The organism is Pseudomonas sp. LABIM340 (genome assembly GCF_040017195.2).
Taxonomy (GTDB): Bacteria; Pseudomonadota; Gammaproteobacteria; order Pseudomonadales; family Pseudomonadaceae; genus Pseudomonas.
The window spans coordinates 3,732,313-3,745,557 of sequence record NZ_CM200227.1 but is presented as its reverse complement, the minus strand read 5'-3'; the positions used below and the strand labels follow the sequence as shown (position 1 = coordinate 3,745,557).

Genomic DNA, 13,245 nt, shown 5'->3' with positions numbered 1-13,245 from the left:
GTCTCACCGGCTTAACAGGTTGTTATTGCAGGAATTCGACGGGGCGTACTGGCCCCTGGTCATCAGCAAAGTGCAAGGTTGCACCGGCAATGCGCTGGAAAATGCACGGCCAGACGCTTCGCGCGCAGTCACGGATCAGCCACCGCGCCGTCATGCAGCCGGGAAGCCTTCCGTCCGAAACCCGCGCAGGGTTCGGGCACCGCTACGCTGTCGGCAATCCTTGCCACCTCTGGCTATGCGCGCGCCGGCTGCGGAAAGTCCAGGCGCCTGGGCCAATCGCCAGCATTTCCCCGGCGGGGCCGGGCGGGCACGTTGGCAGTGGGGACGGGAGGTGAGCATGACGCAGTTCCGACGCCTGGATGTGGAGGCGGTACTCCACGAAGCCTATCCGCTGTTCAGTTTCTCCTGCTTCCGCGAGGCCGGCGGAAGCTACTCCATCAGCCTTGGCAGCCAGCTGGCGGACATGCCGCGCACCACCGTCGTCGGTATCCACGGCGACGAGTTGAGCAACGCCGTGCGCGTGCGCAGCCTGGGGCTCGAACTGATCAACTGCTTTATCGACCAATAACGGCAGCGCAACGGTCGCGCCGGCAGAAAACCTGAACTCCAGCCTTGTGCCTCGGTTCAACCGGCCTGAACGCACAGAGGACCATCCAGCCTGGAGGCAGTGTCATGAGCCATTCCGCCAAGAGCGAACCCAACCCGCAGCACATCGAGATCGACGATACCGAAGACCGCATGGGCAGCGTGCGTGAACTGGATTTCGAGAAGGGCCCCGAAGGGCGCATCGGCGACGAGCGTTCGCCTGAGGACGTGGAACGCGAGTTTCCCGCGCAGCGCCGTCGCGAGATGGGTCTGACCGGTGGCGAGACCCTCGGCGACAGCGCCGTGGAAGATGGCGTGAGCATGGATGACCTGGCACCGGAAACCCTGATCGACGAGGACGGCACGGAATCGCCGCTGGACCCGGCCGACAGCACCGCGGCGGACCAGCAGTTGCACATCCGCCGCGAAAGCGAGATCGGCGGCGGCATCGGCCTCGATGAAGCCGAGGAAGGCCGCGTGCGCCCGCTGGACGGCAAGCCCTGGGACGACAGCGACCCCGACGAGGAGCAGTGAGCCGCCAGGTGCGAAAGGACGGCGCGCCGTCGGTGAAATAGCCTGAACCAAGCCCTGTCGCCGTCAGCCTACCCAGGGAGTCCACCCCGGACCCGGAGGAGGTGCCCATGAACGCTCAACGCTGCTCCTGCCCCGGCTGCTCCTGCAGCCTGGGTGCCACGGCTGTCTACCGCGAAGGCCACGCCTATTGCTGCCAGGCCTGCGCCGACGGCCACCCGGACGGCGAAAAACGCTGCCAGGACACGCACTGCCATTGCGGCGAACAGAAGCCGCCACGCGGCTGACCTGCTGTACGGGGCGGTGCTCGACGGCTGGCCGTGGAGCACCGCCCGCCGCCGTCAGTGGTGGTTGCGACTCAAGGCACAGGCCGCGGCAAGAATGCCGGCGGCAGCGGCCAGCACCGCCGCGGTCTGCCAGGGGTGTTCGCCAACATATTCGCCGCTGGCCTGGATGGCCCGGCGGCTGCGCTGGACCAGGTGGTCGCTGGTCTCGCGGCTCTCGTCCACCAGGTCACGCAACCGGGCCTTGAAGTCCGGTAGCTGGTCGACGGTCAGGTCGCGGCCGCTTTCCAGCAGGCCCTCCAGGTCGTTCACCAGCGCTTGCAGTTCCCGCAAGCCACTGTTGCGGGTCGAGGTGTGGAGGGAAGGGAACCATCGATAGCTGCCCATGGCATGTCTCCTTGATTGCTTGTGGTTCGGAATGGCAGGTATGCCGGTATCACGCGGCCTTGCGCAGCGCGTCGATCAGCTGCTGCTTGCGCATGCCCGAGCGGCCGACGATGTGCCGGGTGCGGGCGCGATTGAGCAGCTCGGCCCGGGTCATCGACTCCAGCGGCTGGTCCGGGCGCGGCACGCCATGCCGGGTGGCCACGGCCCGCTTGGCCGAACTGCGCCGCGCGGCGGCCTTGGCCGGTGCGCTTTTCTGCTGGCCCGAGCCGCCGCTGCGTTCGCCGCCGCCGGACTGCTTGTTCACCGTGGCCCAGGCGCGGGCCTCTGCTTGGTCCTTGGGGACGCCCCGGCTTTCGTAGCTTTCCTCGATGTGTTCGGCCTTGCGCTTCTGCTTGTCGGTGTACTTGTCTTTGTCGCCGCGTGGCATGGCTGTTCTCCTTTCTCTGCTGCGTCACTCTGCTGCTTTGCGGCGCTCTTCGAGCGCCTGGCCCGCAAACGCGAGCCACAGTGGGGAGAAACCGCTCGTCGCCGAACGTTCGGCGTTTCTGATGAACGGGCCGTGCCGGTGGGGGAAAAGGTCTGAACTCGGCGTTTCCCTCGCGGACAGATGCACTGGGGCGCTTTGCGCCCGCCGCCACCGGCAAACAGTCAGCGACAGCAAGAGGAGACGGCAATGGCCCTGGACAGCATTCCCGATCAATCGGACGTCGAGACCTTCAAGCACGCCGTGCTGACCCGCCTGCGCTACGCGGTGGGCAAGGACCCGGCCGACGCCTTCGACCACGACTGGTTCGAGGCCGTGGCCCTGGCCACCAGCAAGTACCAGGTGGACAACTGGGAGGAGACCACCCGTGCCATCGACCGCAGCGGTCGCAAGCACGTGTATTACCTTTCCCTGGAGTTCCTCATCGGCCGCCTGCTGATCGACAACCTGAGCAACCTCGGCCTGCTCGACGTGGCGCGCCAGGCCCTGTCGGAACTGGGCGTGGACCTGGAGCGCATCCGCCTGCTGGAGCCCGACGCGGCGCTGGGCAATGGCGGCCTCGGGCGGCTCGCGGCGTGCTTCATGGAGAGCATGGCGACGCTGGATATTCCCGCCCACGGCTATGGCATCCGCTACGAGCACGGGCTGTTCAAGCAGGTAATCGGCGACGGCTGGCAGCAGGAACACACCGAAACCTGGCTGGACTTCGGCAACCCCTGGGAATTCGAACGGCCCGAGTCCGCCTACAGCGTCGGCTTCGGCGGCAGCGTCTACAGCGAGCCGGACGCCAACGGCGTCGAGCGCCAGCGCTGGGAACCGCTGGAGCGGGTCCGCGCGGTGGCCTACGACATGCCGGTGGTGGGCTGGCGGACCGCCAGCGTCAACACCCTGCGCCTGTGGCGCGCCCGCGCCGAGGAAACCCTCAAGCTTGACCGCTTCAACGCCGGCGACCACCTGGGCGCGGTGGCCGACACCGTGCGCGCGGAAAGCATCTCCCGCGTGCTCTACCCGGCGGACAGCACCGAGGCCGGGCAGGAGCTGCGCCTGCGCCAGGAGTACTTCTTCGTCGCCGCCTCGCTGCAGGATCTGATGCAGCGCCACCTGGGCAAGGGCGAGGACGTCCATGGCCTGCCCGAGCGGGTGGCCATCCAGCTCAACGACACCCACCCGGCCATCGCCGTGGCCGAGCTGATGCGCCTGCTGCTGGACGAGCGCGGGCTGGACTGGGACGACGCCTGGGAACTCACCGTGGCGACCCTGTCCTACACCAACCACACGCTGCTGCCCGAGGCGCTGGAATCCTGGCCGGTGGGGCTGATGGAGCGCCTGCTGCCACGGCACATGCAGATCATCTACCTGATCAACGCCTTCCACATCGACGCCCTGCGCGCCAAGGACATCCACGACTTCGCCCTGCTGCGCTCGGTCTCGCTGATCGAGGAGGACCACGGCCGCCGCGTGCGCATGGGGAACCTGGCGTTCCTCGGTTCGCACAGCGTCAACGGCGTGTCCGCGCTGCACACCGAACTGATGCGTGAGACCGTATTCCGCGACCTGCACCGGCTCTACCCGAACCGCATCAGCAACAAGACCAACGGCGTGACCTTCCGCCGCTGGCTGTTCCAGACCAACCCGGAACTCACCGAGCTACTGGTGGACACCCTCGGCGCCGACCTGCTCGACAACCCCGAGAGCCGCCTGCGCGACCTGGCCGCCCATGCCGAGAAATCAACCGTGCGTCAGCGCTTCGCCCAGCAGCGACGCAATGCCAAGGAGCGCCTGGCCGTGCTGATCGAGGAACGTCTGGGGTTGCGTGTCGACCCGGACGCGTTGTTCGACGTGCACGTCAAGCGCATCCACGAGTACAAGCGGCAGTTGCTCAACCTGCTGCACACCGTGGCGCTCTACCAGGACATCCGCAACGATCCCGCCAGGGAGCGCGTGCCACGGGTGAAGATCTTCGCCGGCAAGGCGGCGCCCAGCTACGTGCTGGCAAAACTCATCATCAAGCTGGCCAACGATATCGCCCGCACGGTGAACGCCGACCCGACGGTACGGGGCCTGCTCAAGGTGGTGTTCATCCCCAACTACAACGTCAGCCTGGCCGAGTCGATCATCCCGGCGGCGGACCTCTCCGAGCAGATTTCCACCGCGGGCCTGGAGGCCTCGGGCACCAGCAACATGAAGTTCGCGCTCAACGGCGCGCTGACCATCGGCACCCTGGACGGCGCCAACGTCGAGATGTGCGAACGCATCGGCCCGGAAAACATGTTCATCTTCGGCCTCAAGGCGCAGCAGGTGGAGGCGCGCAAGCGGGCAGGGGAGCTGGCGATGCACAACGAGATCGCCGATTCGCCGCGCCTGCGCGAGGCCCTGATGGCGGTCAGCAGCGGCGTGTTCTCGCCGGACGACCCGCAGCGCTACACCGCGCTGGTCGACAGCCTGCGCCATGATGACCGCTTCATGGTCTGTCCGGACTTCGATGCCTACTGGGATGCCCAGCAGCGCGTCGAGCAACTCTGGAGAAAACCCTCGCGCTGGTGGAAAGCTTCTATGCTCAACACCGCGCGGGTCGGCTGGTTCTCGTCCGACCGCACCATCCGCGAGTACGCCCAGGACATCTGGAAGGTACCGGCGGGACCACAATAAGAAGGTGCGACGATTGGTGGCAGTTCGCGGGGGAGCGCAGCGGTGATCGCTTTGTGTAGGATGCCGCCCGCCACGCCATGAGCACTTCAAAGACCGGGAGACGACTCCGATGCTGATCCGTGACTTTCGCGACGAGGATATGGAGCGGGTGCTGGATATCTGGCTACGCGCTTCGCAGCAGGCCCACGACTTCATCGATAGCGATTTCTGGCAGCAGCGCCTGCAGGACATGCGCGACGTCTATCTTCCCGCCGCCGCATCGCGGGTGGTCGAGAACGACGGCTGCGTGAGCGGGTTCTACAGCCTGCATGACGGCGCGCTGGCCGCACTGTTCGTCGCCCCGGAATGCCAGGGCCAGGGGCTGGGTTCGCATCTGCTGAGCGATGCCAAGGTTCACCTGCCGATGCTGGAACTGGCGGTCTATTCGGCCAATGCCGGCGCGGTGGCGTTCTACCGGCGGCACGGGTTCGAGGTGCTGGAGGAACGCCAGGACGAGCACACCGGGTATCCCGAGATGCGCATGGGCTGGACCGCGCGTCCGGCGGTCTGCGGATGCTGAAGAGAAGCGCTGCCGCGCTGCTGCTGGCCGCTGCCGGCCCCGCCACTGCCATGGATGGCAAGGGCAACTCTTCCGACCACTTCACCGTGGGCTCCAGCCTCGGCACGGCCGCTGTCAGCGAGTCCAGCAGCCAGGCGCCGCGCGCCTACCAGCAGGCCCGCGATGACGCGCTGGCCTACGTTGCTTCCGCTGGGCATATTCACGGCGCCCAACTTGAACAGGCCCTGCGCCTGTACCGCAGCGAGCACCCGCAATCGCCCTTGAGTGACCTGCAGGTGGCCCAGGCCATCGCCAGCCGGGGCTGAAGCTTTCTCCACTTCCAGGGAAGCAATCCGGCTTGCATTCGTGAGCTGGAATCAAATGATTTTGCCGAAACGGCGTCTTAATCTGCGCCGGCAAAGCCCGCAGACTGCTTTCCATTCGACCGATCGAGTGGTTCGCGGCGCTGCACCAAGGCTCCCACGGACTTCCCGATCGCGCCTCTTGCCGCTGAAGGAGTCCCGCCATGACCACCAACGCATCCCCGCTGTTCCAGTCCTGTTCCCTGGGTGGGCTTGAGCTGCCCAACCGCATCGTCATGCCGCCGATGACCCGCTCCCGCGCCAGCCAGCCGGGCGACGTGCCCAACGAGCTGATGGCCGAGTACTACGCCCAGCGCGCCGGCGCCGGCCTGATCGTCAGCGAGGGCACCTGGATTTCCCCGCTGGGCAAGGGCTACGCCTGGACTCCGGGCATCCACACCCCGGCCCAGGTTGCCGGCTGGCGCAAGGTCACCCAGGCGGTGCATGCCGCCGGCGGGCGCATCTTCGCTCAGCTCTGGCACGTCGGCCGGCTCAGCCATATCAGCCTGCTCGACGGCCAGTCGCCGGTGTCTTCCTCGGCAATGCAGGCTGAGGGCGTCAATGTGTTCGTCGCCGAGAGCGACGGCACTCCCGGTTTCGTCCAGGCCTCGAAGCCCCGCGCGCTGAAGGTGGAGGAAATCCACACCATCGTCGACGAGTACCGCCAGGCCGCACGCAACGCCATGGCCGCCGGTTTCGACGGTGTCGAGCTGCACGCCGCCAACGGCTACCTGGTCAACCAGTTCATCGACTCCAGCGCCAACGACCGCACCGACCAGTACGGCGGCTCGCTGGAGAACCGCCTGCGCTTCCTCGCTGAAGTGGCCCAGGCGCTAGTGGAAGGTACCGGCAACAAGAGCCGCGTCGGCATCCGCCTGGCACCGCTGACCACCCTGAACGGCTGTTCCGATGCCGACCCGGAAACCACCTACCTCGCGGCCGCAAGCCTGCTGGGCGAGATCGGCGTGGGCTACATCCACATCGCCGAAGCCGACTGGGACGACGCCCCGCACATGCCGCTGGAGTTCAAGCGCCGCCTGCGCGAAGTGTTCCCCGGCGCGCTGATCTACGCCGGTAAGTACACCGCCGAGCGTGCGACCGCCGCGCTGAATGAAGGCTGGGCGGACCTGATCGCCTTCGGCCGGCCCTTCGTCGCCAACCCCGACCTGCCCGAACGCCTGCGCCTGGGCGCACCGCTCAACACGCACCAGCGCGAAACCCTGTTCGGCGGCGGTGCCCACGGCCTCATCGATTACCCGCGCCTGACTGCCTGACCTGCATTACTGCCTTAAAGACAGGAATCCGAGAATGTGTCCTCACGGACACTCGCTGGTGCTGCATCGCAAGATGCAGCACCAGCGAGTACAGCCAAGCTACCTGACCTGCATGGTAGTCAGTGGTTTGGCGCAAGTTCACACGGACTTTACGGACGGGGCTGACTGACAAGGCCGCAGCCTAACTGGTGGGATCGACGTTCTCCCCGGAACGGACGCCCGCCATGCTCATCGATGCCGCCCACCGCTTCTTCGATCACAGTCGTCATACCCTCAGCGTCAGGGACGTTGACGCGCCGCTCGATATCCTGGCCTTCAGCGGCGATGAAGCGCTCAGCCAGCCCTTCACCTACCGCATCGAGTTCACCAGCACTCACCGCGACCTCGACGCCGACGCCTTCCTCTGCAAGGACGCCAGCTTCAGCCTGCGCGCACCGCCCGAGCAATTGGGCATTCCCGGCTACACGCCGCCGATCGCTCTGCCCCTGCGCACGCTGTACGGCACGATCAGCCGCTTTTCCCTGCTGTCCATGTCACGGGACGAATCCCGCTACGAGGTGACTTTCGTTCCCCGTCTGAAGCTGCTGGGCCTCGCCCGCCAGTACCGCATTTACCAGAACCAGAGCGTGCCGGAGATCGTCGAGCAGGTGCTGCGGCGTAACCAGTTCGAAGGGCAGGACTTCCTCTTCGAACTGACCCGCGAGTACCCCCAGCGCGAACAGGTGATGCAGTACGACGAGGATGATCTGGCGCTCATCCAGCGCCTGACCGCCGAAGTGGGCATCTGGTACGGCTTCAGCATGGACGAGCGCCTGCGCATCGAGGTCGTGCAATTTCACGACGACCAGCGCCATTACCTGCCCGCGCCACCCTTGCCGTTGCGCCCGCTGTCAGCGCTGGAGTCGAGCGGCCAGGATGCCGTCTGGGGCCTGCAAGACAACCATGAAGGGGTCGTGCAGAGAGTCAGCAACCGCGCCTACTACTACCGCGATGCCGGCGCCGAGTTGGACGCCAACGTCGATCTGCTCAAGTCGCCGAAAACCACCTACGGTGAGGCTTACCACTACGGCGAGCCCCACCAGAAACTCGGCGACGCCTACGCCCAGGACGAAGACCTGGAAAGCGAAAGCGGCTACTTCTACGCTCGCCTCGCCCATGAACGCTACCTCAACGAACGCACGCGTCTAACCGGCCACACCAGCAGCCCCGCGCTGCTACCCGGGCAGATACTCAAGCTCGACGGCGTGGACAAGAACTTCGCACCGGGCGCGGTGATCGTCCGCCTGCACAGCAGCGCCGCCCGCGACCGCAGCTTCGAAGTGCAGTTCGAAGCCATCCCCTACGACGAGCAGGTCTGCTTCCGCCCGGAAGTACCGGCCAAGCCGGTGATCGCTGGCACCATACCGGCCCGCATTACCAGCCCCGAGCCGAATGACCTCTATGCCCACATCGACATGGAAGGCCGCTACAAGGTCCACTTCTTGTTCGATCGCGATACCTGGCCCGCAGGCCGGGAGTCAATGTGGTTGCGCCTAGCACGCCCCTATTCGGGCGACACCTATGGCCTGCACCTGCCACTGATCCAGGGCACGGAGGTGCGCGTGGCGTTCGCCGGCAACGGGGACCCCGACCGCCCGTATATCGCCTACGCCTTCCACGACTCGCGGCGCCCGGACCATGTCACGCTGAAAAATTACAAGCGCAATGTCCTGCGCACACCGGCCAACAACAAGCTGCGCCTGGATGACTCGCGCGGCAAAGAGCACATCAAGCTGTCCACCGAATACAGCGGCAAGAGCCAGCTGAATCTCGGCCATCTGGTGGATGCGCAACGGCAGCAGCGCGGCGAAGGTTTCGAACTGCGCACCGACGGTTGGGGCACGGTGCGCGCCGGCAAGGGCCTGTTCATCAGCGCCGACGCCCAGCCCGGCGCACAGGGTCAGACGCTGGACATGCAGGCGGCCGTTCGTGAGCTGGAACAAGCCCTGGAGCAGGTCCGCGCCATGGCCCGCGACGCCGCGCTGGCCGTGACACACGAGCCCGACCAATACGCCCCGGAACAACTCAAGGCCGCGCTCGAACTGCTTCGCGAACCGGGCATCCTCGCGTCGGCACCCGACGGCATCGCCGCCACCAGCGGCGGACACCTGCAACTGGCGGCAGGGGAAAACCTGATCGCCACCGCTGGCGCCAACATGGATATCAGCGTCGCCAGGCGTTTCACCGCGGCAGTCGGCGAAGGCATCGGACTGTTCGCCAGGAAGATGGGCATGAAGCTCTTCGCCAACCAGGGCCCGGTGATCGTGCAGGCGCAGAACGACAAGCTGGAACTGCTCGCCCGCCACGGCCTGGAAATCACCAGCACCGAGGATGAGGTGCATATCGTCGCGAAGAAGAAAATCACCCTCAACGCAGGCGGCAGCTACATCACTCTCGACCCGTACCGCATCGAATCGGGCACCCGTGGTGACTTCAACATCAAGGCCGCGCACTTCTCCCTGCGTGGGCCCGCCAGTATGCCGGCAACCCATCCGGACTACCCGAAGCTCCAGTCCGTGGCGCGCGTAAAACTGCGTATTTCACGAGCACCCACCGCAACGCAGTCAACCTGGGCCGGCATGCCCTACACCCTGTTTGCCGATGGGGCGCCACTGCAGCAAGGCGTACTGGACAAGACCGGCTACCTCGCCTTCGAGCACCAGGTCGTTACCCGGCAGTACCGCCTGGAGCTGGCCAACGGCGTCAGCTACCGAATTCCGGTGCCCGACGATTACAGCAATCCGGAACAGGGACGGCTGGCCAGCCTCGGTCTGCAGAATCACCCGTCGCCTTCCGATGATCCCGAGATCGGCCCGCCCTCGCAGCATACCGACCATCGCACCGACTACGCCGACTTGCTGAAAGACATCGCCAAACGAGCGGGAGACCAGTCATGACAACCTGCGAAATCGTCGTGCCTCTGGCACTGCAATACGGCAATGAAATCACCTGCAATTCTCCCTGGTTCGTCACAGGCACCGAGTACAAGCCCAGACCTGCCAGCTACAAACCGCTGATCAATGGCGAAGAGGCCTTCCGCGCCGTGCATGAGGCCATTGCCAAGGCAACCAGGTCGGTCGACATCATCTGCTGGGGCTTCCAGCCGTCGATGTATTTCATTCGAGATGGCAATGCTCCCAGTATCGGGGAGCTGTTGATGGCCAAGGCGAAGGACAAGAACAACCCGGTTCGGGTGCGTATTTTGGGCTGGGAGGCGCCTTACAACCTTGCAGGTGCCTTTGGAGAATCCAACCTGCCGCATAAGCACGTGATAGGGATAAAGGATCGCGCGGGACAAACATCCTCGGACGAGCAATATGCGTACGACCGGAGTTGGTTTCAGGAATGCTCCGCAGTGGGCATTGAGGCAGCGTCCTGGACCAAAGCCTGTCCGGTTTTTGCCAGTCGTGGCTTTAACCTGCTGCAACGCGCTGAAATCGTCTACCAAGCCAAGTTGCATAGCCTCGACCCTGACCTCAGCAAAATGACGTTGGTTTCGCTGGGTGTAGCCACCACCCATCATCAGAAGACTGTCCTGGTCGACTACGAAATCCCCGAGCGCGCCGTTGGCTTCGTCATGGGCCACAACATGCTCGATGAATACTGGGATACCGACCAGCACTCGGCCAAGGGCCGCACCTCCGATGTGCCTGCACCAAACAAAGGGCCGAGAGGATCGCTACCACGGCAGGATATTTCCAGCCGCGTCACCGGCCCGATACTCGCTCACCTGCACCACAACTTCGCTTCTGCCTGGCGTCGGCAGACTGGCGAGGATCTGTTTGTACAACGCAACGACACCCTGGTCGCCCGTCAATTGCGGCCTGCTCCTGCCCGCGATGAAGCGCTGCTGATGGCCCAGCTCCTGCGCACCCAGGCCCAGGAGGACAAGCCAAAGCGCGATATCGAGAAGCTCTACCTACAAACGGTCAACAACGCCACCCAGTTCATCTACATCGAAAACCAGTACTTCCGTTGGCCGGCACTGGCCGATGTCATTCTGGAAACCGCAAAGAAGCAGACCAAAAAAGGCCGCGAGCCCGGCGAACATGGCGCGCTGCACCTGTTCGTGGTCACCAACGCCAACAAGGAAGGTGTGGGCCCCGGCATCGCCAACACCCAGCGCATGCTCGAACGCCTGGGCCGCGAAGACGGCATGCCGATCGTGACCAAGCTACGCCGCATCGAACAGGCCAAGCAACGCGCCGCCGAACTGGAGCCGGCCTGGCATGAGCGCCTCGAAGGCAAGGTCACCGAACTGGTGACGGCACTGCCCGATGCCTTGCAGGGGACGGATCTGGGCGGGAGAGCGCGGGACGCCCAACGCCAGGCCGACGAACAGGCACCCCAACGCAAGAAAGACCTTGAGGAGGAAATCGACGCCATCATCCGCAGCGAGATCAAGCGCCCACCGGAACGGCCCGGCCTGAAAATCCATATCTGCTCCCTGGTCGCCAAGGACTCGCCTCCCGGCGCCTGGATGCCGGTGTACATCCACTCCAAGCTGATGATCATCGACGACGTCTTCACCACCCACGGCTCGGCCAACATCAACACCCGCAGCATGCAGGTGGACAGCGAGATGAATATCGCCCACGAGGAAATGGGCGTGACGCAACCCATGCGGCGGCGATTGTGGGATCTGCATACCAATGGGAAGGGGGCGCAGGATGATCCTGGAGAGGCGTTTAAGGCTTGGGAACGGATCATGGCGACAAACAAGAGGCTTCAAGCAGCCAGCCTTCCCACTGAAGCCCCCATCATCGAGTTCTTCTTCGACCCCATCGAACTGGAGAACAAGGACTGATGCACCGTCTTCTCCTGCTCGCCTGCCTGTTGCTTGCTGCCTGTGATTCGGGCAGCAGCACCGTCAATGCCCCACCAAAGGAAATCGCCGTGGACCCGCTCACCCAGACTCGCGCCAACCTGGCCTTCACCTGCAAGCACGAAGAGTTCCCGACACCCACGGCGGACAGCGACTTGCTGTTCCATTACGCCCGCTGGTTGCAGAAGAACAACCAGCTCAACGAAGACCCAGCCGTGGATGTTCAGGTGGAACGCCTCTACCGCATTGCAGCCGAACATGGCCATGCCAAGGCCAGTATCAACCTGCAGAACGGCTCCATGCAGGGCACGTTCAAGCTACGCACCGCCGAACACCTACGCCTGGCCGAGGAGTTGATTGATGCCAAGGTCGGTGCTGGTTATGCCTTTATCGCCATCGCCCTGCAACAGGGGGCACTGGGGCTGAAGGCAGACAAGGACATGGCGCTGCGGTATTACCGCAAGGCTGCCGATATGGGCAGCCCCGAGGCGCAGTTCTATGTAGGTGAGAAACTAGAGCCCAAGGCTGCAGCTCCACAAGTGGCGGTGCAGATGTTTCGTTGTGCTGCCGAGCAGGGAGAGGGGAAAGCCGCACTGGCCCTTGGAATTTCCCTTCAAATCAGCGGGCTCTACCGTGAGGCGCTGGAGGTATTCCAGCTAGGCGTCGAGGCGGGTAACGAAACGGCTGCTTATGCTTTAGATCAGGGGTTCCGTGGTCCAAGTGCAGATGATCGACTGAACTATCTGGATCAACACATAGATACTGAGCGCGCTGAACGATATAAAGAAATAGGCAAAGTACTCGGGAATTACTCCTATGCCTCCCCAAAAGTCCCTGAGATCAACGACATTCTCCCGCTGCCACCTGCCAAGCTGCCGCCGTGGGACGGCAAGCTGCAATGGCTGGAAGAACGCAAGGCCAATATCCCGCCGCCCAAGCCCAGCGAAGCGTTGATCCAGCAACTGGCCAAGGACAAACACCTCGATCCCGCCACCGGTCGGCCAACTCCCGAGTCTCCCAACTTCGTTCGCCTTCCGTCATTCCCTGACCCACCCATCTGCGTCAGCGGCGAAGCCTGCCCACGCAGCGGCTACTGGCAGGCCATGGATGTGTCCTTCTCCTGGATCACCGTTGAAGGCAAGACCCTGCGCCGCTTCCAGCAAGGCGACACCTTGCCGACGCTGGTGCTCGAACGTCGTGAGACTCGCCTTTGGCCTCTCCCGAAAAAGGTCGCCGTCGGCCCCGAATACGTCAGATGGATACTGCTCGGGGATGCCTAGGGCCGGC

12 protein-coding genes are annotated in these 13,245 nt (G+C 64.5%); 10 read left to right on the top strand and 2 right to left on the bottom strand.

What is annotated here, in order from left to right:
• Positions 1 to 337: 337 nt before the first annotated feature.
• From ABKS89_RS17225 to ABKS89_RS17215, 3 genes are all read left to right on the top strand, one after another.
• Entirely contained in the window at positions 338 to 568 is a 231-nt protein-coding gene (locus ABKS89_RS17225; protein WP_138214332.1) for a hypothetical protein, read from the top strand.
• Between the two features lie 104 nt (positions 569 to 672).
• Positions 673 to 1,119, top strand: a complete 447-nt coding sequence (locus ABKS89_RS17220; RefSeq protein ID WP_138214331.1) for a phosphotransferase system, HPr-related protein — start codon at positions 673 to 675, stop codon at positions 1,117 to 1,119.
• A 107-nt stretch (positions 1,120 to 1,226) separates the two neighbouring features.
• Positions 1,227 to 1,403 carry a metallothionein gene (locus tag ABKS89_RS17215; protein WP_138214330.1) on the top strand — a complete coding sequence of 59 codons (177 nt, stop codon included), beginning with the start codon at positions 1,227 to 1,229 and terminating at the stop codon, positions 1,401 to 1,403.
• 54 nt (positions 1,404 to 1,457) lie between these two features.
• On the opposite strand, the gene ABKS89_RS17210 is transcribed toward ABKS89_RS17215, so the two are convergent.
• Entirely contained in the window at positions 1,458 to 1,787 is a 330-nt protein-coding gene (locus tag ABKS89_RS17210; RefSeq protein WP_138214329.1) for an ElaB/YgaM/YqjD family protein, read from the bottom strand.
• A 49-nt stretch (positions 1,788 to 1,836) separates the two neighbouring features.
• Entirely contained in the window at positions 1,837 to 2,214 is a 378-nt protein-coding gene (locus ABKS89_RS17205) for a Rho termination factor N-terminal domain-containing protein (RefSeq protein WP_138214328.1), read from the bottom strand.
• Between the two features lie 246 nt (positions 2,215 to 2,460).
• On the opposite strand from ABKS89_RS17205, the gene ABKS89_RS17200 reads away from it, so the two are divergent.
• The 7 genes from ABKS89_RS17200 (at position 2,461) to ABKS89_RS17170 (ending at position 13,238) form a co-directional block, all read left to right on the top strand.
• Positions 2,461 to 4,920, top strand: coding sequence for a glycogen/starch/alpha-glucan phosphorylase (locus tag ABKS89_RS17200; RefSeq protein ID WP_348586255.1), 2,460 nt, complete (start codon positions 2,461 to 2,463; stop codon positions 4,918 to 4,920).
• A gap of 112 nt (positions 4,921 to 5,032) precedes the next feature.
• Positions 5,033 to 5,479: an N-acetyltransferase gene (locus ABKS89_RS17195; protein ID WP_348587591.1), complete on the top strand. Its 447-nt coding sequence runs from the start codon at positions 5,033 to 5,035 to the stop codon at positions 5,477 to 5,479.
• Complete coding sequence (locus ABKS89_RS17190) at positions 5,473 to 5,784, top strand: DUF2388 domain-containing protein (protein ID WP_348586254.1); 312 nt, start codon at positions 5,473 to 5,475, stop codon at positions 5,782 to 5,784. The genes ABKS89_RS17195 and ABKS89_RS17190 overlap by 7 nt, the downstream gene beginning before the upstream one ends.
• A 200-nt stretch (positions 5,785 to 5,984) precedes the next feature.
• Complete coding sequence (locus ABKS89_RS17185) at positions 5,985 to 7,094, top strand: alkene reductase (RefSeq protein WP_348586252.1); 1,110 nt, start codon at positions 5,985 to 5,987, stop codon at positions 7,092 to 7,094.
• Between the two features lie 224 nt (positions 7,095 to 7,318).
• The gene (locus tag ABKS89_RS17180) at positions 7,319 to 10,030 is read left to right on the top strand and encodes a type VI secretion system Vgr family protein (protein ID WP_348586250.1); all 2,712 of its coding nucleotides are present in this window, start codon (positions 7,319 to 7,321) and stop codon (positions 10,028 to 10,030) included.
• Positions 10,027 to 11,940, top strand: coding sequence for a Tle5 family T6SS lipase effector (locus tag ABKS89_RS17175; RefSeq protein ID WP_348586248.1), 1,914 nt, complete (start codon positions 10,027 to 10,029; stop codon positions 11,938 to 11,940). The genes ABKS89_RS17180 and ABKS89_RS17175 overlap by 4 nt, the downstream gene beginning before the upstream one ends.
• Positions 11,940 to 13,238 carry an SEL1-like repeat protein gene (locus ABKS89_RS17170; RefSeq protein WP_348586246.1) on the top strand — a complete coding sequence of 433 codons (1,299 nt, stop codon included), beginning with the start codon at positions 11,940 to 11,942 and terminating at the stop codon, positions 13,236 to 13,238. The genes ABKS89_RS17175 and ABKS89_RS17170 overlap by 1 nt, the downstream gene beginning before the upstream one ends.
• Positions 13,239 to 13,245 lie beyond the last annotated feature (7 nt).

What these genes read in the sequence shown, in the direction of transcription:
- ABKS89_RS17225 (WP_138214332.1), top strand. Translation starts at nt 338, where the DNA reads ATGACGCAGTTCCGACGCCTGGATGTGGAGGCGGTACTCCACGAAGCC.
- ABKS89_RS17220 (WP_138214331.1), top strand. Translation starts at nt 673, where the DNA reads ATGAGCCATTCCGCCAAGAGCGAACCCAACCCGCAGCACATCGAGATC.
- ABKS89_RS17215 (WP_138214330.1), top strand. Translation starts at nt 1,227, where the DNA reads ATGAACGCTCAACGCTGCTCCTGCCCCGGCTGCTCCTGCAGCCTGGGT.
- ABKS89_RS17210 (WP_138214329.1), bottom strand. Translation starts at nt 1,787, where the DNA reads ATGGGCAGCTATCGATGGTTCCCTTCCCTCCACACCTCGACCCGCAAC.
- ABKS89_RS17205 (WP_138214328.1), bottom strand. Translation starts at nt 2,214, where the DNA reads ATGCCACGCGGCGACAAAGACAAGTACACCGACAAGCAGAAGCGCAAG.
- ABKS89_RS17200 (WP_348586255.1), top strand. Translation starts at nt 2,461, where the DNA reads ATGGCCCTGGACAGCATTCCCGATCAATCGGACGTCGAGACCTTCAAG.
- ABKS89_RS17190 (WP_348586254.1), top strand. Translation starts at nt 5,473, where the DNA reads ATGCTGAAGAGAAGCGCTGCCGCGCTGCTGCTGGCCGCTGCCGGCCCC.
- ABKS89_RS17185 (WP_348586252.1), top strand. Translation starts at nt 5,985, where the DNA reads ATGACCACCAACGCATCCCCGCTGTTCCAGTCCTGTTCCCTGGGTGGG.
- ABKS89_RS17180 (WP_348586250.1), top strand. Translation starts at nt 7,319, where the DNA reads ATGCTCATCGATGCCGCCCACCGCTTCTTCGATCACAGTCGTCATACC.
- ABKS89_RS17175 (WP_348586248.1), top strand. Translation starts at nt 10,027, where the DNA reads ATGACAACCTGCGAAATCGTCGTGCCTCTGGCACTGCAATACGGCAAT.
- ABKS89_RS17170 (WP_348586246.1), top strand. Translation starts at nt 11,940, where the DNA reads ATGCACCGTCTTCTCCTGCTCGCCTGCCTGTTGCTTGCTGCCTGTGAT.